We start from the raw sequence: 22,752 nt of genomic DNA, 5'->3' as shown, positions 1-22,752 counted from the left end.
ATGATTGATTTTTCTGAGGTTGCTTGTGCGATGCGTTCTATTGGCGCTCATGGTGCTGCTCTGATTGACGATGTTTCAGCGGCTGTGGGAACCGAAGAAATTACGGCATATTTCGCGCGCCCAGAAACTGCTTTTGATGATGATGCCGTTTATGAACGCGCTGTGGTCTTTGTTCTGACCACCACTCGTTTGGTCGTTCTCTTTTCTGATATTAGCCATGATTTCACTGCCAAGGGAGAGCTCGTGTCTGATATTCAGGTCATTAGTTTGGCTCAAGTTCGCGAGCATCACGTCATCCGACGTCGCGCGGTCGATGGCGTACAGTTTGGGCAACTCAACTCCGCTGTTCTGCGACTACGATGGGGTGGGGCATGGTCCACCGAGATTTTGCCGAGCATGTGTGAAGATCCGTCCTGCACGCTTGATCACGGTTTTATCGGGATGATCACCAATGACGATTTCCAGATTTTCACTGAGCGTTTCGCCGATGCACCCTACTTCGAACCGACACTGGCTTTCATGGGGCAGCTCGAGGCAGCGTTGGGAGGTCGTCGGTGAGTGCTGAGATCACCGCGACATTCGCTGGCGCTCTCGACGCCGTCGGCTACAACATTCCGGGGACTGCCGACGCCGACGTCTTGGGTTTTCCGTCGGCCTCGAAATTGTGTTTTGTCGTCGTCGACGGCCTTGGAGCGCTCCAGCTCCAGGCACGACATGGACATGCCCCAACGTTGCGTTCTCTTAGTATCAATCGTGCGATCACGACGGTGACACCCTCAACCACTGCAGCAGCGCTCACAGCTATTACGACAGGTGAAGAGCCTGGACAGACCTCTATGGCGGGGTACACAATGCGCAATGACGCAACGCACGAAGCATTTTCTTTGGTGTCGTGGAAAGGGCACCGTTTGCCTGAACCTCGCCAATGGCAGAGCTGCCCGACACTTTTTGAACGTCTTGGTTCACGCGCTGATAAGGCACGTGTCATTGTGGCGAAGAAATATATTGGGACGCCTTTTTCGCAAGCCTTTCTTCGGAGCGCTCACATGGTGCCTGCTCAGAGCCTCGATGAACGTATCGACGCCGCCGCTCAGGCGTTGCGTTCGGGCGTTGACGTGGTGTATCTGTACTGGGAAAACATCGACAAAGCCGGCCATCGCAATGGGTGGAATTCGCAGGCCTGGATTGATGCGCTTGAAGAACTCGATGCTGGAATCCGTTCCTTGTTACGCCGACTTCCATCTGACACTCTCCTTGTACTGACTGCCGACCACGGGATGGTGGATGTGACCGAGCGGATCGACATCGCAGCTCATCAGCAACTACGTCGCGGGATTGGCCTTGTGGCAGGAGAGCCGCGCGCCTTGCATCTGTACACCACAGAACCGGATGATGTGGTTCGCAGGTGGAGTGAATTCCTCGGTGACAAAGCTGACGTGTTGACGAAATCTGATGTCGCCTCGTCTGGTGTGCTTGGGCCGATTGCCGAGCACGTTAACGATCGACTTGGTGATGTATTTGTCTTGATGAAGGGTACGAGTGTCGTGGTAGATTCCACCACGCAGCCTTCCTCAGCGATCAACCTGATCGGTGTGCATGGCTCGCGAACAGATGCCGAGATGTATGTCCCGTTGATTATGGAGGTGGCGTAAATGGCTGAGCTCGTCTTTTTCTCAGGCACGATGGACTGCGGAAAATCGACGCTGGCACTCCAGACGGTCTACAACTTCCGTCAGCGTGACCTCGCTGGGTTGATTTTCACGATGAATGATCGAGCTGGACGAGGAAAACTTTCGTCGCGTATTGGGTTGATCGCCGATGCTGTGGAAGTTGAGCCAATGACAGATTTTTGGAAGGTTGTCGCTGGCGCCCGCCAACGTGGACGCGTGGACTGGCTTATCTGTGATGAGGTGCAGTTTTACACGCGTGAGCAAGTTGATCAACTTGCTCGTATCGTTGACGAGATCGGTATCAATGTCTACGGTTTCGGTATCACGACTGACTTCCGTGCGCGACTCTTTGAAGGGTCACAGCGGATGATCGAGCTTGCCGATCGTATTGAGCGCCTTCAAGTCGAAGCACTGTGTTGGTGTGGCAAGCGCGCTACCCACAATGCGCGCACGATCAACGGGGAAATGGTCACGGAAGGTGAACAGGTGGTCGTTGGAGACACCGCTGATGCCACTGTTGCTTACGAAGTGCTGTGCCGTTACCACCATATGCGCGGGATGACAGCTAGCACGGCACATGCCGCGGAGCTGTCACCGCAAACCTTGGAACTTTAATCGTCTTTCGAATACCCAAAGACAATTTCATCCCATGACGGCATCGATGGGCGACCTTTGCGCTTCTTTGTGTCTTTCATGGAAGCTTGTGGTGAGGGTGGAACCTCAGCGGTTTCTTCTTGCTGTTCGTCCTCGGTTTCAACGATTTCGAGCGTTGCTTCGTGTGGAGTGGTGGCGCTTTCCTCTGGGTTTTCTTCTGAATCTGATCGTGAGGGGAACGCAAGGATAGTAGCGTCAGTTGCTCGCTCCACGTCGGAAGCTGCGGGATGTGCGCCGTCAAAATCAGGCATTGGGCGCGACACTCCACGTTGAGAAACAAGCGAATCAAGCATGTCCGCGATTGAGGCAGACTGTTCAGACGCGTCGTCTGAGGTAATCAGAGTAGACGGTTCTTCAGCACTATGGCGTGCTCGATGCGCCTCGATGGACGCGGTGTTTTCACTCATTTGAGGGGTATTGAGAGGACGCCATAGCGATGTGGGCGCAGGGATTTGTGTTTCGGTCAGCCATGTGGCTTCATCATTGGCGGCAACTACGGTGTGTGCCTTCATATCAATCTTCCACAGCGCGGCGTGTTGCTTTTCGCCGATAGTAAATTCCACACTGAGGAAACGCTCATTATTCTTTTTGTACGAATCCCAAAGAATCGATTCTGATGTCGCTGAACGTGCAGCGAGACGCGAACCGACGAGTTCTTCGAGGCTCATGGAACCATCTTCTTTGCTGAGCATCCACCGGCGTGCCTGCAATGCTGTGTACTGGCGTTCAGCGAGGATCGGACGAGCCAGGCCGTCAAGATCGGACGGAGGAATCGAGGTAATTTCTGAAACCTCGGCGACTGACAAGCCCGCACGGAAATGAGCCTGAATCTCTTTAGGAGTAATAGGACGAGGTTGTTCGCCGTTTTCTGGGCGGACATCCTTTCGTAGAGCGGCACGAAGTTGCGGCGTAATTGGCAAACGATAACGGTTTCCTTCGGCGTCGTTCAGGCTTAGCGCATCGCCGTCAGTCACCACGCCCAACAGCTCAAGATCGATCATATTTCCTCCCAAATCTCCAGTAACAAGAGTGCCACGAAATGGCGAAAAATGCCCATTTTTCCTATGGTGTGTTCACCCACGTCAGAGGCATTTATGAGCCGAGAACAAACGTGGACTTCACAAACGGAAAAAAATCTGGTAAAAACAGCGGGAACAAACAGGCGCATGCGAGCGCCTGCGGCGTCGGCAACTTACGCTATGAGCCGATGTCGGAAGAGAGGAAATATCGAAGGAGGTCACAATGGCCACGGATTACGATGCACCACGCAAGCAAGACGAGGAGATCAAGGAAGACTCCCTGGAAGCGCTGAAAGCTCACTCTGATCAGCAGTCTGGCACTGTCGATGAAGATGAGAACGAAGCGGCAGAGGGTTTTGAACTTCCGGGTGCTGACCTTTCGAACGTTGAGCTTTCGGTTGCTGTTATTCCTGCTCAGGATGACGAATTTACGTGTAGCCAGTGTTTCTTGGTTCACCATCGGTCGCAACTATCTCATGAAGAGAACGGTCTTCCGGTCTGCTTGGAGTGCGCATCCTGACATGCTTCGGCCCGTTCGCGAACGGGCCGTTGCGGTATTCTAGGTCAGTGACGAAACGAAAGGCGCAATAATGGGTTGGTTTTCACGCAAGAAGAATGAAAAGAACACGACAGTTGAAGAAACTGTGCAACAGGAGCCGACACATGTCAATGGTCCCTGTGACGCCTCCGAAATTACCGATCCGGAGGATCTTCTTGATGCCGGCGCATTGTTGATTCCTGCTGTCCCTGGCGCGCAGCTCCAACTCACATTGAATGAAGATCATACCGCCGTGGTCGGTGTGGTCTACGTGATTGATGGATCGGCGCTTCAACTTCAAGCATTTGCTGCGCCAAAGTCACACGGAATCTGGGACGAGGTTCGCCTTGACATGCGCACGTCGATCGCTCAGCAAGGTGGATCGTCCGTGGAAGTCGATGGCGCATTTGGTAAAGAACTTCGCGCGCAGATGCCGGTTGAAGGTGGTACCGCGCCCCACCGTTTCCTCGGAATTGACGGCCACCGGTGGTTACTTCGCGCCACTCTTTATGGCCGTGCAGGGGCTGACGACGCGGCGGCGGAGTATATTTTGCAGATCCTTGATCGTGTTGCTGTGCGACGAGGTGCAGAACCTCACCCTCCGCGTGAGCTGCTCACTCTTCAGATTCCGCCACAGATCCAAGCGAATCTTCAAACTGTCGAAGGCTAATGGCCAAACGACGCATCAATGTGCGCGGGAGCGTCATTTCGGTGACGTACCCGGGCACTTCCTATGCGCCGAATATCACTGTTTCACTTCAAGTAGGTGACGTGGTTCTGCGTCTGGTGTTTATGTCGCGCCGGCAGCTCCACGCGATCGATATTGGACAGTCACTTAATGTCCGTGGGAATCTCGTGACAGTCGAAGGCGTCCCCACTCTTTTCAACCCCTCATATTCGATTCTCCCGGAGGAAGCATGAGCGAAAAATTTGGATCACTCCTGAGCGAAGACTTCGATGCACTCCAAGCCGTTGGCGGGACACGTGGAATTATTGAGTCGTCGCTTCCAACGCTCGTTTTCCTTGTCACCTACCTTGTGGCAGATGTCAATCTCGCTTTGTGGCTCTCCCTTGTGCTCGCTGTTGCCTTTATTGTGGTTCGCGCTGCCACCCGAATCCCTGTCACACCTGCCGTGGGAGGATTCTTTGCAGCGATTGTCTCTGCTGCGCTGACATGGAGAACCGGGGAGGCCTCCAATTTCTTCTTATGGGGACTCCTGACGAATGCTGCCTACTTTGTGGCGTTTGGCTTCTCATTGCTAGTGCGCCGACCATTGTTAGGTTTTGTCATTGGAGCATTGCGTGCTGAGCCGACAGGGTGGTGGAAACGCACTGGGGTGACCCGACGCCGATACTTCCAGGTGACCGCGCTGTTCACCGCTCTGTTTGGCCTACGGATGGCGATCCAGGTTCCTCTCTATCTTGCTGGTGCAACTTCAGCGCTCGGTGTTGCCAAACTCGTGATGGGATTTCCGCTTTTTGCGATCTTGGCGTGGTTAGCGTGGATGCTTGTGCGTGACCTCGAGCCGGTTGGCGCCGTCAGCGAAGATCCGACTACGTCGAGCTCTGTCCAATAAGGCCAGCAACCACACTGACCGCCTTCTCAACGGCCTCGTCGATTTCAATGACAAGGCTGTCACCAGAGAGGAGAGCGATGTCAGGTTCGGGAATGATAGTGGCACCGGAACGAACAATCGAGACGATGCGTGAGCTCAACGGTAAAGCAGCGTCGTGTACGGGTTTGCCATCGATCGGAGCATTCTTTGCTACCGTGCCCTGAAAGAGAGAGACAGATGAATTTTCGAAGGTGAGGCGGCGTACGAGTGCGCCCGTTTCCATGGCGTCTTCGATAAAAGATCCGAGAATTTCTGGCGTGGAAACGGCGACATCGACTCCCCATGAATCGTCAAATAACCACGAGTTGGCAGGGTTATTGTTGCGAGCGATGACTCGCGGAACACCGAATTCTGTTTTGGCCAGCAAAGACAAAACGAGGTTTGCTTTGTCATCTCCGGTTGTTGCAACAAGAATATCAGTGTCTGCCATATCGGCGTCGGTGAGAACCGAGATCTCGCAGGCATCGCCGAGAAGCCAATCAGCCTGCGGAACTGATGCGACGCGCATTGCTGCAGGACTGCGGTCGATAAGCGTGACACTCTGACCCCGTGCGATCATCTCGCGAGCGATTGAGCGCCCAACAGAGCCGGCTCCAGCGATCACAATTTTCATCGCATGTCCTCCGTCGGCGGGTGATTAAGAATGCGTTGTACAGCGGCTGCTCTCACCGTGGGAACAACCATGTGTAACTGGTCATCGTCTTGAAGAACCATCGAGGCAGTGGGCAAAATTCCCTTATTTGCGCGAACGACGTAGGCAACGCGAGCGCCAGTAGCGACTTCAATATCACCTAGTTCGGTTCCGTACCATGCGTCATCAATGTCGACATCAATGACGCAGATGCCAGCAGCAGAGTCAGAGTAATCTTCGTGGGGTCCAAGAGGGATCAGTGCGCGCAGCATATGTTCTGCCGTCCATGTCACGGGAGCCACAGTGTCAATTCCGAGGCGTTGATAGATCGCAGCGCGTTGAGGGTCATAAATACGCGTCACGACATTTTCTACGCCAAAGGTGTCATGAACCACTCGCGCCGCGATGATATTCGAGTTATCACCTGAAGAAGCAGCAGCGAAAGCGTATGCCTCGTCGATTCCTGCTTGGAGGAGGACATCGCGGTCGAAACCATGACCTGTGACTTGTTGTCCTGGGAAGTCCTCAGGTAGCCTGCGAAATGCCGCTGGATCTCGGTCAATAATTGCTACTGAGTGTCCACGATTAGTGAGATCAACTGCCAGTGTGGATCCCACGCGTCCGCACCCCATCACCACAAAATGCATTCCGGAGAGCTCCTTTGCATGAATCCTGGCGTAATGTGTTTCCTGATGTCCAAGAATAGAACAGAATTGTCAGTATCGCGAGCCTCGTCACTTGTGCTGATCGGGCTCAGTGCACTCATTGTGCCGCAAACGATGTTACGCTCGATGCCTCAATTTCATGCTGATTGGCGGATTTTCCTCGCTGTCCTCGTGGGCATCGCGGCATTTTTTGCTGTCGTTTTTGGACTTGCGCAGGTGCGTCGTATCGTGCCCCGGCGTTCTCTCCACCAACTTGCGCGCTCTTATCTTTCACCACAGACAGCAATTATTGTGGCCTCAGCGCGGATCGTGGCATACGCAGCACTCTCGATCCTTGGCACGGAACTGACTACGGCTGCGCTCATCCCATTCGTGGATGTTAGCTCCTTTGCTCCATGGATCGCCTCAGGAATCATCACGCTCATGGCTGTGGTTGTTCTCTTGCGTCACTGGGTGGGCGACCTGCGATGGACTGTCCTGTTTATGGCGGGTGCTCTTGTCATGTCCGTGATGGTTCTTCTTGTTGGCCTGTTGATGGAAACGACGGGAGGAATCGCGTGGCGTGAGGTCGCAACAGCCCGCCTCGACGTCCTTTCAACTGCTGCGACGACGTCTCAAGGTGGTTTTTCAGCCGTCGTCCTGGCCTCTCTATTCCCGACGGGAGTGGTTGTTCTACTCGCTGAGCGGATCATGGTGCCTGCTCAGGAACGACGCGTCGACGTCCGGCATCTGACGATAGCTTTCGTACCGTCTCTTCTTATTATCCTCGCCACCTTGTATTTAACGGTCATTCTGCAACTTCCTGGGGAGCGTTTAGCTCTTCCGATCCTGTCAATGGCGACAGCATTCATGGGAGTTATCACGCAATGCATCATGGCAGCAATGATTGGTGTCGCAGGCTTGTCAGTGACATTTATGTCTCTTCGTCAGTTGCCTCGACTGATTCGTGAGCTCGCGGTTGACGGTCTGGTTCCCAAGCGACTCGCGGCGCGCGACGCCGTCGGATCTCGAAATATTATTCTTGTCGTGATCGTAGTGATCTGTGCGGTTGCCGTGCATGTTCTGTCATCTGCGCGCATCATGCCCATTACTTTTGTCGTTGCCACGTTCGTCATGGGACTTCTGGGCTGCGCCGCTCTCGTCAGTCGCGCTAAAAGTCAGTTGCGTACCTCGACGATTTCTGATGTACGTCGTCGAGCTCATCTGGAAAGCTGGTTATTCCGTCTTTATGGAGTACTTGCGACGGTCGTTCTGGGCGCTGTAGCGTACATGGAGCCACTGTGGATGGCAGTCGATATTGCGACACTGCTTGTGCCTGGTGCTTTTCTTGTTGCCTTACGCAGAGGGCAATTGCGTATCGCAGATGAGCTTTCGGCTGACACATTGGGGGCAGGGCGTATCATCCCGGCACGGGTACGGACCTATGTTCTTGTTTCGCGCGTTGACGATCCCACACTCGAGGCTCTTGATAAAGCTCGCGCATTGCGATCAGCGTCAATTGAAGCACTTGCTGTTGACATCGATCCTCACCAGACTCGATCGATCCGTGACAGCTGGAAACACGGTCAGATTGCGATCCCCTTGACCGTCCTAGGGACGCCACGAGGAGCAGCGCGTGGACCAGTGATCGAGTACATTCGTTCTGTGCGTCAGCTCCACCCTCAAGATCTTATTATCGTGGTCAGCCCGGTGGTTATCGGCACAGGCGCGTGGCAAAGATTCGTGGTGGCACATACAACCCCAGGGATCATTTCCGAGCTACGGATGGAACCCGGAGTGGCAATCATGGAAGTTCCTTTCCATATGAATGATTCCGAGAGCGAAAAAGAGGAGAGCAAGTGAAGATTGAGATCACCGATGTCGCTCATGGTGGCGTCTTCGTTGGGCGTGTCAACAATGAAGTTATTTTTGTTCGTGGGGCGTTGCCTGGCGAGGTGTGTGATATTGAGATCACGAAGAAAAGATCGAAGTTATCTTTTGCTCGTGTCACTCGCGTCCTTGAGGCATCTGAGCATCGCGTCAAAGAACGCTGGCCCGACGGGGCGGCAGGCGTGGTTGGCGCAGCGGATTTCCAGCATTCTGATCTGGCCTACCAACGTGAGCTCAAAGGTGATGTCATTCGAGCCCTGGCTCATCGCGTCGGCTCCTCACAATTGGGGGAAGCACTGAACAGCCTGACTGTCGAACCCGTCGATTCAACTGACGGTTGGCACAGACGCACACGTTTCGACCTCGTCAAACTCCCCCAGGGCGTGGGTATGTACAAAGAACAATCCCATGAACTTGTCCGTTTAACTGAACAGCCCCTGGCTGTTGCGGAATTGGAAGCCCTCGATCTCTATGGGTCTGCATGGGATGATGTGATCGCTGCTGGTACTCGAATGCACGTGGTGGCGCCGGCGTCAGGACCGAACGTTGTGGTTGCAGGGAAAGACGTATGGACAGCGTCCAATCTCCGAACCCGAGCGAAGCTCATCGAACGTGCCACAACCGAATCAGAGATTTTCGACTACGAAGTCACGCCCTCGGGATTTTGGCAGGTTCATGCGCAGGCTCCGAGTGCGCTGTTGCGTCTTGTCTTGGCAGGCGCCGACGTACACGAAGGCGACCACGTCGTCGAACTCTTCTCAGGCGCTGGCCTTTTCTCGCTGCCACTGGCAGCGGCTATCGGCCCTACGGGAAGACTTGTGACAATGGAGGGAGCGCCGACGGCGGTGGCTGATGCACGTGCCAACCTCGCCAAGTTTTCCAACACGACGTTCCACACAGGAAGAATCGATGTGCGTCACATCAGAGAACTCACAGAATGTGCTGACGTTGTGATAGCTGACCCGCCGCGATCGGGGTTGGGGACGCAACAGGCGAAGGCGCTCGCGGCCTGTGGAGCACGTCGGATTGTTGTGGTCTCCTGTGATCCTGCGGCAATGGCACGTGATGCAGCCACCTTGATTGCACACGGACGTGAACTGCTCTTATCACGGGCACTGGACATTTTTCCGCAGACACATCATGTCGAGTGCGTGTGTGTCTTTGGGGAAGCATCCCCGCAGGGAGCCGCGTAAGATTCACCAAGTAGGCTCTTTAGCACAGTTGCCATGAGCGGAAGCGAGGAGGAGTGCATGACGATTCTTGAAACGATCACCAGCCCGGTGGATCTGAGGACTCTCAGTGATGATGAATTGCTGATTCTCAGCGAAGAAATCCGGCGCTTCCTTGTTCAACACGTCTCGGCAACTGGTGGACACCTCGGGCCTAATCTTGGCGTGGTGGAACTGACTATTGCGCTCCACCGAGTTTTTGATTCGCCAAACGATAAGCTCATTTTCGACACCGGGCATCAAAGCTACGTGCACAAACTCCTCACAGGACGCCACAATTTTGACAAGCTTCGTCAAAAAGGCGGACTGTCAGGTTACCCTTCGCGTGCTGAATCTCAACACGATGTTGTGGAAAATTCTCATGCCTCTACAGCGATTTCCTGGGCGGATGGTGTAGCACGTGGCTTGCAGCTTTCCCATCAGAACAATCATGCAGTGGCAGTGATTGGTGATGGCGCAATGACAGGTGGAATGGCTTGGGAAGCGCTGAACAACGTCGCTGAAGACCCAAATCGGCCAGTCGTTATCGTATTGAACGATAATGGTCGCTCCTATTCACCGACGGTAGGGGGAATTATTCGTTCGCTTGATCCGGCGCGTAAACTCGATTCGGTTCGTGTGTCTAAAAACTATGAGCACTTCCTCGAATGGGGAAAACGAACTCTCCAGGCTGGTGGTTTGCCAGGGCAACTCACCTACGGCGCACTTCGAGGATTTAAGCGTGGAATGAAAGAAATGTTCGTGGACGCCGGAATTTTCGACACCTTGGGTGTGAAATACATTGGTCCGGTGGACGGACACAATATTACGGATCTTGAAGAAGCGTTCACCATGGCACGCGAATTTGGTGGGCCGGTGGTTGTCCATGCCATTACCGATAAAGGACGCGGTTACAAGCCAGCTGAGACAAACGAAGACGATCGGTTCCACGCAATCGGAAAAATTCATCCAGAGACAGGTCTCCCGATCGCTCCTTCGCGTTTCGGGTGGACGAGCGTTTTTGCTGACGAGATGTTGTCGATCGCACAGGAAAATGAAAGGGTCGTTGGCGTCACTGCAGCGATGCTCAACCCTGTCGGTCTCAAACCATTCAACGAGGCATTCCCTGAGCGCGTTTTCGATGTTGGGATTGCCGAAGCCCATGCGATGACAATGTCTGCTGGCTTGGCACATGCGGGATTCCATCCAGTCCTCGCTTTGTATTCGACGTTTATGAACCGCGGATTTGACCAACTGCTGATGGATATTGCACTTCACCGTGAACCAGTGACCATTGCATTAGACCGCTCAGGTGTCACAGGTGACGACGGTGCCTCGCATAACGGCATGTGGGATCTCGCTCTTGCATCGATAATCCCTGGTCTTAAAGTGGCGGTACCGCGCGACGAAGCAACGTTGCGTGCGCAGTTACGCACCGCCGTCGGTGTCGACGGGCCGACATTGCTGCGTTACCCCAAGGGGCCAATGCCACAGCCTCTGCCGGCGGTGCGATCAGTAGGGGATGTTGACATTCTCATCGATAGTGAGGATCCTCATCCACTGATCCTTGTTGGTATCGGCGTCTTAGCTCACACGATGGTCGAGGCGGCGCATGCTCTCGACGTTCCAGTGATGGTTGTTGATCCGACGTGGGTTCTTCCTGTTTCTCCGGAGCTGACGCAACTTGTGGCATCTTCACGTGGCGCACTTATTCTCGAAGATGGGCTCGCCGATGTTGGTGTCGGGATGCAGATTGCACGTTCCGTGCGTCAGAGCGGGTCTGATGTTCTCATTGAGAATCTTGGTATTGGAAAAGCATTCCTCACTCATGCAAGTCGTCAAGAGACCCTTCATGAGCAAGGAATGGATGTTGCAGCGGTGGTCGCTGCTGCCGGTCGGATCACTCGGTAACTCAGCGAATCGCGGCTAGGAGGGGTGTGACAATGTCAATCTGCCAGGGTCGCGCGCCGGCACTGGCCAGTGCACGCGTCAGATCTGCGGAAGAATTCCATCCATTCCATGCGATAGTTTTCTGAATTAGCGGTTTGAGGAGAATATCTTGGCGGATTGAGAGTTCATCAGCAGCCGCGAAGATCTTGTTGCGAACGCTGTGCCAACGCTGCCCGGCCTCAGGGTTGAGATTGTCCCATCGATGTGTTGGTGGGAAAGGATCGCGGTTGGGATCGCGAAACTTTCGTGCCGGCAACTCAGATTCAGGCATATGCCAGGCCTCGTCGATCGCTTTCCAGAATGCATCAACAAGTTTCTGGCGTTCACGGCTCCGCATTAGGCTTGAACGCTGAAGATCGGATCGAGAACGAGGTTTGTGCCCTGCGAGTTCGCCGATAAGTTTCGTCGGGTACACCTGAGAAGGGCTCACATCGCGTTTTTGAGCGATGGCGTCGCGTGCTTTCCACAGGCACGAGATCATTGCGAGTGCGCGTTGATCTTTGACACCTGCTTGACGTGCAGCGCGCCGCCAGGGTTGTGCTTTGGGTGGTTTTGGCGGACGCAGGCGGATTTCTTCGCACTCTTGTTCGAACCACTCCAACCGGCCAGCATCTGTCAGAAGTTGAATCATTGAGTCGCGTAATTCGTGAAGGAGCTGGACATCGAGAGCAGCATACGAGCGAAGTTCGGGGGCAAGAGGACGCACTGACCAGTCAGCATTGGAATGCTCTTTGGCAAGGAACCAGCCGAGTCGATCGGCGATGAGATATTGAAGTGATGTGTGATCGTATCCTAAAAGGAGAGCAGCCATCTCAGTATCGAACACTTTGGCAGGCTCGAGTCCAAGCTGACGCAAGGACGGCAGATCTTGATCTGCCGAGTGTAAAATCCATTCACCAGACAGTGAGTCGGCGAGCGGAGTTAGACGATCTTCAATCCCTACCGGATCGATCAAATAGATTGGCGAATTTTCACTTTTCACCTGGATGAGGTAAGCGCGGTCAGAATACCTAATCCCCATCGCTCTCTCGGTATCGAGAGCGAATACACCACCAGGGGAAGTGGAGAGAACTGCTGCGACGGCGTCGATATCAGTTGTGACCGCAGGGATGCCATCAAATGGTTCATTGAGAGGACGAGCGTCAATTTCCTCGCTCAAATCATTGCCACCTTTCGTCGCAGACTTGCGACGTTGTCTGTCCACGGACCAAGCCCAGCAAGTTTTGCTGCAAAATCTGCCCATCCGAGGAGATGCTCTGTCAAAAATTCGTTGTTTGGTGTCCACGATGCACGAACCTCGAGTTCTACCTGTGAGGTACCCAAGACCAGACCGCCGAATGTTTCATTGAAAACCCGCGTGACGGTGCCTGAGAAGCTATGGTAGGACGCCCCGTGCTGATCTAAAGATTCAGCCAACCATGTCCATGCTACTTCGCCCAGGAGAGGGTCTGCAGCAAGTTCAGAGTCCATTGGCGCTTTCGCATGGAGCACAATACGAAAATTACCGTTCCATGCAGGTTGTCGATCAGGATCGTGGAGCACGATAAACTTTGCCTCCCCGAGGTGATGAGCTGGGTTGAGATCGAGACTATCGTTGACTTCCGCCTGGAGTGCCACGGTCCATGGCGCAATCTGGGTCGGCGGCGGAATCTGAACCACGTGCAACTCGGGACGGAATTTCTGACCACGAAGTGAATCGAGGGCAGTGAGAAATTCCTGAGGCGTTTGCATATGAAAAACTCTAGAGGGGTGAGCGTGCAAGTGTGGAGTGGCGCGCCGGGTAGTATAGAACACGGATTGTTGAGGAAAGGGATGTGATGAGCCGTTCGCAGTTTATTGAAATCGATGCACGCGAGTTAGATTCACTGGCACAAAGTGCTGCAGTTGCGTTGCCGCTGGAGCAATCAGAAGCATGGGATCGCTTTGATAAGGTAGTTGAGGGACGCGAGCCGTGGCGCCGTTTCAAGTGGATGCTCGACGGCGAAGTCGCAGCAGTGATTTCTCTGACGCTGTTGGAAGGGCGCGGTTTTACCTACTTGTGGGCCAAGCATGGACCAATTTGGTTCGCTGAGCCGACCCCCATGATGGAACGGCAATTCCGCCGGGGCCTCGCACGGATCGCGCGTGAGTCTGACCGATCATTGGCATTTATTCGACTCCATGCACAGCCAGCGGAGGATCTTGCAGATTTGCTTCAATCGGTGACGTACGATCGCACTGTTATACTCGATCTCACACCGAGTGATGATGATCGTCTTGGTGCTATGAAGAAACGAGGTCGCCGTGATGTCCGCAAGGCACTGCGTGACGACACGATGGCCGCAGCGGAAGAAACTGAGCAGGCTCTGGATGTCTTCCCACAGCTGTATGAGCTGTTGGTGGAGACCGGCTCACGTGACGACTTTGGAATTCTTCCTCGTCATATCTATGAACAGATGCTCACCGCTCTGGGGCCAACACATGCTCGACTTTTCACAGTCCGGCGCGAAGGTCGCCCACTGTGCTGGGGAATCTGTACAGTCAATGGCACACATGCTTCCTACTACTACGCGGCGTCGAATAAGGAAGGCCGTCGAGCTGGAGCACCGGATTTATTGGTGTGGTCGATGTCGCAGTTCCTCAAGGAATCGGGCGTTGAAGTGTTCGACTTGATGGGAATCGATTCAGATCGCGCCCCACAGCTTGCGGGCGTACGCGGTTTTAAAACGAAGTTCACAGAAGAGACGACACAGATTCCTGGCGCGTGGGATTATCCGTTGCGCCCCTTGTTTTATCGTGGCCTTGTGGCAGGACTCAAAGCGAAGCGCCGTTTGATTGCAAAATTGCGAGCCCGCTCCCGCTGAATGTTACTGTCTGCGCTGAGATGCGCACAGGTTCCCACGAGAGCACGACACTTCGATCCTCAACAGGAGCGTTGACAGTATTGTCATGATCCACTTGAGAGAACACCACGAGAGTATCTCCACGGCGTAGCCATCCTCCGTAGGCGTCGACGTGCGCTGTCGTGGCACTGCGGTCGCCGCTGGCAATGTCGGGTGTTGATTTTCGCAACGCGATGAGCTGACGAACAAATTCGCGTATCCGTTTGTGAGTAGGCAACTGAGCTTCGTCCCAGTTGATATGGCCAAGATCGAATGCCTGGCGGGATTGAGGATCGATCATAGTCTCGTTGTCACTGGTGAAACCCCAATCAGAGAATTCGTTCATTCGGCCAGCAAGGATATGTTGTCCAATTTCATCGCTGAAGTCTGTGAAGAATGGAAAACGTTGTGTCGTCGCCCATTCTTCCCCCATGAATAGCATTGGTGTAAATGGGCTCAAAAGAATGAGGCCACGCGAGAGCACAATCTGCCCAGGTGAAAGTTTCTCGGTTGGACGGTCAGACAGGTACCGGTTGCCGATTTGATCGTGGTTTTCGTCGTACACCATCAGGACATGTCCACTGACATTTGCCGGGAGCGGTGCCCCGGACTTAACTCCACGGAAACGCGAGATCTGGCCGATACGCGTGAATCCGTCAGTGAGAGCCTTCTCTAATGTTCCTGGTTCGACGTAATCCTGGTAGTAGGCGTTTGTCTCTCCAGTGAGCCACACATGTAACGCATGATGGATGTCATCAGCCCACTGTGCGTCTGCTCCTCGGCCGCCTGCCGACGTCGGCGTAAAAGTGACAGGATCGTTCGCATCCGATTCGTAGACGAGCGTGAATGTACGCCCGCTACGGGCTGATGCTTCGCCGACGGCGTCGGAAAGTTCCGCGAGAATGTGGCGCGAGGAGTCATCGTACAGATAGTCAACAGCGTCGAGTCGAAGAGCATCAAAATGGTAGTTCTCGAGCCATTGCAGCGCATTATCGATGAGGTATTGGCGAACATGGCGGGAACCAGGCGCATCCATATTGACTGCTTCACCCCAGGGTGTGTGGTGATGATCGGTGAAATATGGTCCAAACTGTGCAAGATAGTTTCCATCTGGCCCGAGGTGGTTGTAGACCACATCGAGTGCCACCGCCATCTGACGGGCGTGAATTGCGTCGACCAAAGTAACCAGATCCTGTGGAGTTCCGTACACGGGATTGATAGCGAAGAGAGAAACACCGTCATATCCCCAATTCCGGGTACCTGGAGTCGGGGCGATCGGCATTAACTCGATGACGTCGACCCCCAGCTCGCAAAGGTCATCGAGTTTGTCGATGAGTGCAGTCAATGTTCCCTCTGGGGTGAAGGTTCCCACATGGAGTTCGTACCAGACACGTCCCGTGAGATCACCAGCGTCGCGATCATGGTGAAAGACGAATTGGGACGGGTCCACAACGACGCTTGGCCCGTGAGGCCCCTCGGGCTGGCACATCGATCGGGGGTCAGGCAGGTTCATTCCACCGTCTAAACGAATGTGATAGCGCTCGCCCGCAGGGAGATCAACGCTCCACATCCCGGCATCCTCAGGCGTGGCCAGAACTGCGCTTTGGCTGGTCAGATACTCAACGGTGTGCGCATATGGCGCCCATAATGACAATTTCATGCGCGAACCAACACCACTACGGGGAAACTGTCAATCAAATCTGCCAGTTTCATCACGCCTCCATCAATGAGGCGATCGGTAAGAACATCACGCCACTTGCCCTCGGGCAAGACCACCGTGTGTGCGGAAAAACCGCCATTTCGTTCCAGTGAACCGGCAAACCGTGTACCGACAGTGATGAGCTGAGCAACGTCGTCAGCATCAGTACGAGCGAAGGCAAGCGCGTGACCGGTCGATACGGGCAACGCAACATAACCCCACTGTGGTGCCGCGAGATGCATGTCCGCGCGCAAACGCGCCAGACGCGAGGTCAACCAGAGCTTTTCCTCATCGAGCGTAGGACGAGAGGGAAGACCAGTGTTATCCAGTGCCGATAGGGAAGCGGCGAGTGAAACAAAATCTACGGGCCGGCGATTATCCGGATCGACGAGGGATGTACGAGTGATTTCCTCGCCTTGATACATGTCCGCAACGCCCACGCCAGTGAGCTGGAATGCTTTGGCGGTGAGGAGGTAGCTTCGTGCTGCTGGAGCAATGCGTCGGGCAAAGTCGCCGATGATAGCGCGCACATCCTCATGGGAGTATATTGCGTCGAGGTAGGCGATCATGTCAGCTTCGCCAGCTGCATTTTGGGATGTCCATGTGGTCCACAACTTTTGTTCACGAGCCGCTTTGAGGAAGTAGTCACGCAGGCGTTCGAGATCGAGAGGAGAATCATCCACCCAGGTTCCCAGTAGTGTCTGCCACATCAAGTTTTCAAAACGTCCATCCAGCTCAGCCGGCCGAGCGTCGGCGACGGCGGCACGTGCGGATGCGAGCGCTGCACTCCAATCAGTAGCGAACTCGGCTAACACAGCAATACGCGCACGGGTGTCTTCCCCGCGCTTGGTATCGTGAGTGGACAGAGTTGTCATCGTCGTCGGCCACGCTTCATGAAGCTGCGACTCAAAAGCATGGAAGGTATCTGCCGAGGTCACAATGTGCGCAGGTCCGTGTCCGACTTCATTTGCGGAAGTTAAGGGAGTGTAACGGTAGTAGGTGGTGTCTTCGACGCCCTTGGCCATCACTGCACCAGCGACTTGTTGGAAACGCACGATCGCCTCATTGCGTTTCTCTTCGTGAGTACGACCCGCTGATCCCACCTCATACCCGAGGAGAAGCTCAACAACGATCGATAACGTTTCGCTGCGGAATTCATCCAGATGCGCATTGGCGCGCTCGGCAACGCTACGTAGGAGATCTTCGTCTTGTGGATCAGGGCGCTCCCCGGGAACGACATAGGCACGATACCGAGGCATATTGACCACCAGTTCGACAAGTGCCTCTTTGACCGAACGGAATGTATGATCGCGCAGGCGGACATCTGCATGGCAGATTTCCCAGATTAAGGTTGCCAAGCGGTCAACTTCAGCAAAAAGCGACTCTTTGATGATCTGGAGTTTTGCTTGGCGTTCGACAGTATCGAGCGATTCGACAGTTCCTGATTCTTCGGTATAGATCTGAGTCAGATGTGTGATTCCCGCAGGCTCAGTCAGAACACCACTGATGTGTCGCAACGAGTCATAGCCCGTGGTTCCGGACACTGGCCAATCAGATGGAAGGCGCTCAGCTCCTTCAAGAATCTTTTCTGCGACGATCCATGCGCCACCTGTTGCATCGTTGAGGCGGCGGAGATAACCGCGCGGATCAGCCAAGCCATCAACATGATCGATTCGGAAGGAATCGATATAGCCAGCGTTGAATAGCTCCAATAAAAGAGCATGGGAATGATCAAAAACATCCGGATCTTCCACGCGCACGGCAACGAGAGTATCGACGTCGAAGAAACGGCGATAGTTCAATTCATCGTTTGCCACACGCCAATAGGCAAGTCGGTAATACTGGCGATCGAGAAGCTCCGCCAAAGGTAGCGACTCAGTGCCTGCGCGCACAGGGAACACATGATCGTCATAGGACAACACTGCCACTTCGCCGTCGGCTTCAAAACCAGGAACAACCATCTTTTGAACGGTAATCTCACCCGACGTCAGAACATTTCCGATTCGGTCGCCCAAGACCGCGAGCAACAAACCATCTCCTGCCTCACTGGGTTCGAAGTCGAACCACGTACTGAAGCGCGAATCGTGTCCGTCACGGAGCATCGACCACAACGCAGGATTCTTGAATAGTGGAGTCGGAACTGCCATGTGGTTGGGAACCACATCGACGATGACACCGATACCCGCATCATGTAAAGCGCGTGAGAAGCGCTCGAACCCCTCGCGGCCGCCCAACTCTTCAGAGATACGCGAGTGGTCGACGACGTCGTAGCCATGTGTCGATCCAGGCGCGGCTTGAAGAATAGGGGAGAGAAAAACGTCACTGACACCCAAGGAAGACAAGTAAGGGATAATCTCCTGTGCCTGCGCAAAAGTGAAATCTGGATTCAGTTGAAGCCGATACGACGTTGTTGGTATGCGTTTACCCACTGACGGAACGTGCGTATGATGTCGGGAATTCTCGTTCATACTTGTCAGACTACGCGCGTTTGGACACCAGAGAGTGACACGATCGCAATTTACGCGATGAGCCGAGGACAACACAATTGAGCCGGAGAGTAAAAGGTGGCCCGGCAACGCGTTGCTACCGGGCCACCAATGAACGTATGACTTTTCTCAGGAAGGATCAGACGGAGAAATATCCTTCTCCTCGATCACATCCGAATCAGGAGCTGTGAGCATTTCGAGAGTTTCTTTCGAAGTATTGACTGCAACGAGCGTGCGGCGCTCGCGGCGCAGAACCACGACTGAACGTGAGGCGACCTCAAAATCATCTCCAGCGTTCATCTGTTCGGGAACTTCGAGAGAGACATTCGTGGCGAGGACTTTATGCCATGTGCCCTGTGGGGTGTTCTCATTGAGAGGAAGATGGAACGACAGATTTTCATCAGAGGCATTGAACGCCAAGATGAAATCGTCGTCTTTGATTTCTTCTCCGCGAAGATCTGGTTCCGCGATGCGATCTCCGTTGAGGAAGACCATAATCGAGCGAGCATAGGAGGTACCCCAGTCGTCGTCGGCCATGACCTGACCGTCGTTGCGCATCCACTCGATATCTCCACGCTCGGATGTGCCGCCGCGATCAGCGTCGCCCTGGAAGAAACGACGACGTCGGAAAACGGGGTGTTCCTTGCGCAGTGCGATCGCACTGCGGACAAACTGATAGAGGTCACGCTTGGCGTCATCAATCTGCCAGTCAACCCATGAGATCTCGTTATCTTGACAGTAGGCGTTGTTGTTTCCGCCCTGGGTGCGGGCAATTTCATCGCCGTGCGAAATCATCGGAACGCCTTGTGAAAACAGGAGCGTGGCGAAAAAATTCTTCATCTGCTGGAGACGAATTGCTTGGATCTGTGGATCATCAGTTTCGCCTTCGGCTCCCATATTCCACGAACGGTTGAAAGATTCACCGTCGCGGCTGTCTTCTCCGTTGGCCTCGTTGTGCTTCTCGTTATAGGAGACCAGGTCACGCATGGTAAAACCGTCGTGTGCTGTGACGAAGTTGATCGAGGCGAATGGGCGTCGACCCGAGTTGGCGTAGAGATCCGAAGATCCGGAAAGCCGTGAGGCAAACTCGGAAAGTGTCGATGGCTCTCCTCGCCAAAAGTCACGCATAGTGTCACGATACTTTCCGTTCCATTCTGTCCACAGAGGCGGAAATTCGCCGACGTTGTAACCGCCTTCACCCACGTCCCACGGTTCCGCAATGAGTTTGACCTGGGAGATCTCTGGATCTTGCTGGATAATGTCGAAGAATGATGACAAGCGATCCACAGCGTGAAGTTCGCGGGCGAGGGTTGACGCCAAGTCAAAACGGAATCCGTCAACATGCATTTCGCGAATCCAGTAGCGCAAGGAATCCATGATGAGCTGTAGCGAATGCGGCGAGCGCATGTTCAGTGAGTTTCCTGTGCCTGTGGTGTCGAAGTAATGTGCCTCGTCGCCGTCAACAAGTCGATAGTATGACGCGTTGTCGATGCCACGGAAGGACAGTGTAGGCCCCATCTGATTGCCTTCAGCAGTGTGATTGTAGACGACGTCGAGGATCACTTCGATATCGGCTGCGTGATAGGCCTTCACTAGCGCCTTAAACTCGTCAACCTGTTCTCCGCGTGTTCCAGCGGCTGCGTACGTATTTTGCGGCGCAAAAAAACCGATCGTGTTGTAGCCCCAGTAATTTGACAGTCCACGATCGATCAATGCAGTGTCGTTGACGAATTGGTGGATCGGCATGAGTTCAACTGCAGTGATGCCAAGTTCCTTGAGATACTCCACCATCGCAGGGTGAGCCATGCCCATGTATGTTCCGCGCAACTCATCCGGAATACCCGGGTGAGTAGCCGTCATTCCTTTGACATGGGCTTCATAGATTACTGACTTGTGGTAGGGGTGACGTGGTGGACGATCATGCCCCCAATCAAAATACGGATTAATGACCACTGACAGCATCGTGTGCCCCAGAGAATCGAGCTCGCTGCGCTCTTCGTGGTTCTCAAAGCTGTAGGAAAAATTCGATTGGTCATTTTCGACCTGACCGTCAATCGCTTTGGCATAAGGATCCAGAAGAATCTTTGATGGATCGCATCGGTGACCAGCTGCGGGATCATATGGGCCGTGAACGCGAAAACCGTAACGCTGCCCGGGACGGACACCGGGAAGATAGCAGTGGAAAACGTGTGCATCGACTTCGCGCATTTCAATGCGCTCTTCAGTGAGATCGTCGCTAATCAAGCTCAGCTCGATTTTGTCGGCGATCGAGGAATAGATCGCAAAATTCGTACCGGCGCCATCGTATGTCGCGCCGAGTGGATAGGGTTTACCAGGCCAAATTTCCATGTGTTTAATATGCCACGCGGCGGGTTTTCATGGGTGATATCGCACGCTCTGCCGCTGAGGGCTGAATTTGTGTGTGGTGAGTATCAATGTTCCCCCGTGACATCAAGGACTTTGATCCTGATAGAATCTTCGCCGTCACAGGGGAGCGCAAAAGCGCTGAGAGTGCGGATAAACCGCAGACCCTCACACCTGATCCGGGTAATGCCGGCGAAGGAAGTGAAGTCTCTCCCTTACCTTTTTGGGGAAGGCCCTCCACCTTATCTGGAGGAACATATGAAGTTTTCCAAGGTCGTAGCGGTTGCCGCTCTTTCGGTTCTTGCGCTTGGAGCGTGCGGAACCTCTTCATCGACGTCGGGGGCTACTGCTGGAGCATCACCGTCGGCAGAAAAAATCACTGACGTCAAAATTGTCACCAATGGTTCCTGGAAGCTGAGTGACGAAACTCTCGCGAAGTTCACCAAAGCGACCGGCTACAAAGTCACTCTTGTCAATGGTGAAGAATCAGGAACACTGGATTCGAAGCTGATCCTGACTAAGTCGAACCCTGTTGGAGATGGTGCAGTTGGTCTGACTGCTAACAATGTTCTTCAGGTTGGAGAGGCCGGAGTGTTCGATGCCCAGTCAGCACCCGCACCTGCTAAGGGAGCTGAAAAGTACGAGGTTGAGGGAGCACAAGGTGCAGTTGCACTTTCTCGCTCCGATGCCTGCTTCAATTACGATATCGCCTGGTTTAAGAAGAATAAACTCACTCCGCCTACTGGTCTCGACGATCTCCTCAAACCTGAATACAAGGGACTGACCGTGATCCAGGACCCAGCAAAGTCGGATACCGGTTTTGCTCTGCTCACAGCCACCGTCGCGCAATACGGTGAAGATGGATATAAGGAATACTGGAGCAAGCTCCTAGCCAACGGTACGAAAGTTGATGCCTCCTGGACTGACGCATATCAAGTGGACTTCACATCCGGTGAAGGCAAGGGCAAGTACCCCATCGTGATGTCTTACGCTTCCTCGCCGTATTGGACTATCAACAAGGAAGGCACTGCTTCGGCGACTGCCAATGTTGAAGGCGGCTGTTACCCGGTTGTTGAATATGGCGGCGTGCTTAAGGGATCAAAGAATCCTGCGGGCGCTAAGGCCTTCTTCGAGTGGCTCGCTACCGCGCAAATCCAAGCGATCAATGCCTCCGAAAATGTTGCTTACCCGATTGACGAATCTGTCGAGTTACCAAAGGGCATGGCTGAGTTTGCGCCACGTCCAGCATCTGGCAAACCATTAGATACCAAGCTCATCAAGAACAACAAGCAAAAGTGGATCACTGAAGTGACCAGCGTGATGTGATTGTGATGATGGCGAGGTGGACAGGTGTCTGCCTCGCCATCATCGTTTGTACAGATATTTGTGTTGCGCGTCGATGCTCGCAGACGCTGTGAAAGGGTCAATTGTGACAGTTAACAATTCGCGCAGCTGGAAATGCCGCCGGAGCGGACCCCACGGGGGGGGGCTAGGCGGCCATTTTTGCCCCGGGTTTGTGGTC

General features: G+C 54.0%; 20 protein-coding genes and 1 riboswitch. Of the genes, 12 read left to right on the top strand and 8 right to left on the bottom strand.

Annotated features, from left to right (window positions below):
- The 3 genes from ACTOVJ_RS07640 to ACTOVJ_RS07630 are packed head-to-tail and all read left to right on the top strand — an operon-like array spanning position 1 to position 2,285.
- Entirely contained in the window at positions 1-558 is a 558-nt protein-coding gene (locus ACTOVJ_RS07640; protein ID WP_449501942.1) for a DUF5998 family protein, read from the top strand.
- Entirely contained in the window at positions 555-1,652 is a 1,098-nt protein-coding gene (locus ACTOVJ_RS07635; protein ID WP_449501943.1) for an alkaline phosphatase family protein, read from the top strand. The genes ACTOVJ_RS07640 and ACTOVJ_RS07635 overlap by 4 nt, the downstream gene beginning before the upstream one ends.
- Positions 1,653-2,285, top strand: coding sequence for a thymidine kinase (locus ACTOVJ_RS07630; protein WP_449501944.1), 633 nt, complete (start codon positions 1,653-1,655; stop codon positions 2,283-2,285).
- On the opposite strand, the gene sepH is transcribed toward ACTOVJ_RS07630, so the two are convergent.
- Positions 2,282-3,325, bottom strand: coding sequence for a septation protein SepH (sepH, locus tag ACTOVJ_RS07625; RefSeq protein WP_449504148.1), 1,044 nt, complete (start codon positions 3,323-3,325; stop codon positions 2,282-2,284). The genes ACTOVJ_RS07630 and sepH overlap by 4 nt on opposite strands.
- Positions 3,326-3,566: 241 nt before the next feature.
- On the opposite strand from sepH, the gene ACTOVJ_RS07620 reads away from it, so the two are divergent.
- The 4 genes from ACTOVJ_RS07620 to ACTOVJ_RS07605 all read left to right on the top strand — a co-directional run bounded on the left by ACTOVJ_RS07620 (position 3,567) and on the right by ACTOVJ_RS07605 (position 5,458).
- Positions 3,567-3,863: a DUF4193 domain-containing protein gene (locus tag ACTOVJ_RS07620; RefSeq protein ID WP_278012131.1), complete on the top strand. Its 297-nt coding sequence runs from the start codon at positions 3,567-3,569 to the stop codon at positions 3,861-3,863.
- Between the two features lie 70 nt (positions 3,864-3,933).
- Positions 3,934-4,551: a DUF3710 domain-containing protein gene (locus ACTOVJ_RS07615; RefSeq protein WP_449501946.1), complete on the top strand. Its 618-nt coding sequence runs from the start codon at positions 3,934-3,936 to the stop codon at positions 4,549-4,551.
- Entirely contained in the window at positions 4,551-4,802 is a 252-nt protein-coding gene (locus ACTOVJ_RS07610) for a hypothetical protein (protein ID WP_449501947.1), read from the top strand. The genes ACTOVJ_RS07615 and ACTOVJ_RS07610 overlap by 1 nt, the downstream gene beginning before the upstream one ends.
- Positions 4,799-5,458 (top strand): DUF3159 domain-containing protein, encoded by a 660-nt coding sequence (locus ACTOVJ_RS07605; RefSeq protein WP_449501948.1) that lies wholly within the window; start codon positions 4,799-4,801, stop codon positions 5,456-5,458. The genes ACTOVJ_RS07610 and ACTOVJ_RS07605 overlap by 4 nt, the downstream gene beginning before the upstream one ends.
- Here ACTOVJ_RS07605 and ACTOVJ_RS07600 read toward each other — a convergent pair.
- Both ACTOVJ_RS07600 and ACTOVJ_RS07595 read right to left on the bottom strand, forming a co-directional pair.
- The gene (locus ACTOVJ_RS07600; RefSeq protein WP_449501949.1) at positions 5,436-6,110 is read right to left on the bottom strand and encodes a potassium channel family protein; all 675 of its coding nucleotides are present in this window, start codon (positions 6,108-6,110) and stop codon (positions 5,436-5,438) included. The two genes, ACTOVJ_RS07605 and ACTOVJ_RS07600, sit on opposite strands and share 23 nt — an antisense overlap.
- Positions 6,107-6,775, bottom strand: coding sequence for a potassium channel family protein (locus tag ACTOVJ_RS07595; protein WP_449501950.1), 669 nt, complete (start codon positions 6,773-6,775; stop codon positions 6,107-6,109). Before ACTOVJ_RS07595 ends, ACTOVJ_RS07600 begins: the two co-directional genes overlap by 4 nt.
- Before the next feature lie 45 nt (positions 6,776-6,820).
- On the opposite strand from ACTOVJ_RS07595, the gene ACTOVJ_RS07590 reads away from it, so the two are divergent.
- Genes ACTOVJ_RS07590 through dxs form a run of 3 tightly spaced genes read left to right on the top strand, consistent with a single transcriptional unit; the run spans position 6,821 to position 11,781 of the window.
- Entirely contained in the window at positions 6,821-8,635 is a 1,815-nt protein-coding gene (locus ACTOVJ_RS07590; RefSeq protein WP_449504147.1) for an APC family permease, read from the top strand.
- On the top strand, positions 8,632-9,855 hold the full coding sequence (locus ACTOVJ_RS07585) for a class I SAM-dependent RNA methyltransferase (protein WP_449504679.1): 1,224 nt from the start codon (positions 8,632-8,634) through the stop codon (positions 9,853-9,855). Before ACTOVJ_RS07590 ends, ACTOVJ_RS07585 begins: the two co-directional genes overlap by 4 nt.
- Positions 9,856-9,912: 57 nt before the next feature.
- Positions 9,913-11,781 carry a 1-deoxy-D-xylulose-5-phosphate synthase gene (dxs, locus tag ACTOVJ_RS07580; protein WP_449504145.1) on the top strand — a complete coding sequence of 623 codons (1,869 nt, stop codon included), beginning with the start codon at positions 9,913-9,915 and terminating at the stop codon, positions 11,779-11,781.
- 1 nt (position 11,782) lies between these two features.
- Here the strand turns inward: dxs and ACTOVJ_RS07575 are convergent, their stop codons facing one another.
- Entirely contained in the window at positions 11,783-13,024 is a 1,242-nt protein-coding gene (locus ACTOVJ_RS07575) for an HRDC domain-containing protein (RefSeq protein WP_449501954.1), read from the bottom strand.
- Complete coding sequence (locus ACTOVJ_RS07570) at positions 12,976-13,551, bottom strand: DUF3000 domain-containing protein (RefSeq protein ID WP_449501955.1); 576 nt, start codon at positions 13,549-13,551, stop codon at positions 12,976-12,978. The genes ACTOVJ_RS07575 and ACTOVJ_RS07570 overlap by 49 nt, the downstream gene beginning before the upstream one ends.
- Before the next feature lie 86 nt (positions 13,552-13,637).
- On the opposite strand from ACTOVJ_RS07570, the gene ACTOVJ_RS07565 reads away from it, so the two are divergent.
- Positions 13,638-14,663, top strand: coding sequence for a lipid II:glycine glycyltransferase FemX (locus ACTOVJ_RS07565; RefSeq protein WP_449504144.1), 1,026 nt, complete (start codon positions 13,638-13,640; stop codon positions 14,661-14,663).
- On the opposite strand, the gene treZ is transcribed toward ACTOVJ_RS07565, so the two are convergent.
- The 3 genes from treZ to glgX all read right to left on the bottom strand — a co-directional run bounded on the left by treZ (position 14,614) and on the right by glgX (position 21,215).
- Complete coding sequence (gene treZ, locus ACTOVJ_RS07560) at positions 14,614-16,341, bottom strand: malto-oligosyltrehalose trehalohydrolase (protein ID WP_449504143.1); 1,728 nt, start codon at positions 16,339-16,341, stop codon at positions 14,614-14,616. The two genes, ACTOVJ_RS07565 and treZ, sit on opposite strands and share 50 nt — an antisense overlap.
- Positions 16,338-18,848 (bottom strand): malto-oligosyltrehalose synthase, encoded by a 2,511-nt coding sequence (gene treY, locus ACTOVJ_RS07555; protein ID WP_449504678.1) that lies wholly within the window; start codon positions 18,846-18,848, stop codon positions 16,338-16,340. Before treY ends, treZ begins: the two co-directional genes overlap by 4 nt.
- Before the next feature lie 147 nt (positions 18,849-18,995).
- Complete coding sequence (gene glgX, locus ACTOVJ_RS07550; RefSeq protein WP_449501959.1) at positions 18,996-21,215, bottom strand: glycogen debranching protein GlgX; 2,220 nt, start codon at positions 21,213-21,215, stop codon at positions 18,996-18,998.
- Positions 21,216-21,344: 129 nt separating this feature from the next.
- Positions 21,345-21,448: riboswitch (TPP riboswitch) on the top strand.
- Positions 21,449-21,488: 40 nt separating this feature from the next.
- On the opposite strand from glgX, the gene ACTOVJ_RS07545 reads away from it, so the two are divergent.
- Positions 21,489-22,556 (top strand): thiamine ABC transporter substrate-binding protein, encoded by a 1,068-nt coding sequence (locus tag ACTOVJ_RS07545; protein WP_449501960.1) that lies wholly within the window; start codon positions 21,489-21,491, stop codon positions 22,554-22,556.
- Positions 22,557-22,752: the final 196 nt, after the last annotated feature.

It is taken from the genome of Arcanobacterium sp. (ex Cirak et al. 2026) (genome assembly GCF_053585065.1).
The sequence above is the reverse complement of the archived record's forward strand: the minus strand, read 5'-3'. Positions and strand labels throughout refer to the sequence as shown.

Bases quoted from the DNA above. Each gene is read 5' to 3' on its own strand.
- ACTOVJ_RS07640 (WP_449501942.1), top strand. From the start codon at position 1: ATGATTGATTTTTCTGAGGTTGCTTGTGCGATGCGTTCTATTGGCGCT.
- ACTOVJ_RS07630 (WP_449501944.1), top strand. From the start codon at position 1,653: ATGGCTGAGCTCGTCTTTTTCTCAGGCACGATGGACTGCGGAAAATCG.
- sepH (WP_449504148.1), bottom strand. From the start codon at position 3,325: ATGATCGATCTTGAGCTGTTGGGCGTGGTGACTGACGGCGATGCGCTA.
- ACTOVJ_RS07620 (WP_278012131.1), top strand. From the start codon at position 3,567: ATGGCCACGGATTACGATGCACCACGCAAGCAAGACGAGGAGATCAAG.
- ACTOVJ_RS07615 (WP_449501946.1), top strand. From the start codon at position 3,934: ATGGGTTGGTTTTCACGCAAGAAGAATGAAAAGAACACGACAGTTGAA.
- ACTOVJ_RS07610 (WP_449501947.1), top strand. From the start codon at position 4,551: ATGGCCAAACGACGCATCAATGTGCGCGGGAGCGTCATTTCGGTGACG.
- ACTOVJ_RS07605 (WP_449501948.1), top strand. From the start codon at position 4,799: ATGAGCGAAAAATTTGGATCACTCCTGAGCGAAGACTTCGATGCACTC.
- ACTOVJ_RS07600 (WP_449501949.1), bottom strand. From the start codon at position 6,110: ATGAAAATTGTGATCGCTGGAGCCGGCTCTGTTGGGCGCTCAATCGCT.
- ACTOVJ_RS07595 (WP_449501950.1), bottom strand. From the start codon at position 6,775: ATGCATTTTGTGGTGATGGGGTGCGGACGCGTGGGATCCACACTGGCA.
- ACTOVJ_RS07590 (WP_449504147.1), top strand. From the start codon at position 6,821: ATGTCCAAGAATAGAACAGAATTGTCAGTATCGCGAGCCTCGTCACTT.
- dxs (WP_449504145.1), top strand. From the start codon at position 9,913: ATGACGATTCTTGAAACGATCACCAGCCCGGTGGATCTGAGGACTCTC.
- ACTOVJ_RS07570 (WP_449501955.1), bottom strand. From the start codon at position 13,551: ATGCAAACGCCTCAGGAATTTCTCACTGCCCTCGATTCACTTCGTGGT.
- ACTOVJ_RS07565 (WP_449504144.1), top strand. From the start codon at position 13,638: ATGAGCCGTTCGCAGTTTATTGAAATCGATGCACGCGAGTTAGATTCA.
- treZ (WP_449504143.1), bottom strand. From the start codon at position 16,341: ATGAAATTGTCATTATGGGCGCCATATGCGCACACCGTTGAGTATCTG.
- treY (WP_449504678.1), bottom strand. From the start codon at position 18,848: ATGAACGAGAATTCCCGACATCATACGCACGTTCCGTCAGTGGGTAAA.
- glgX (WP_449501959.1), bottom strand. From the start codon at position 21,215: ATGGAAATTTGGCCTGGTAAACCCTATCCACTCGGCGCGACATACGAT.
- ACTOVJ_RS07545 (WP_449501960.1), top strand. From the start codon at position 21,489: ATGAAGTTTTCCAAGGTCGTAGCGGTTGCCGCTCTTTCGGTTCTTGCG.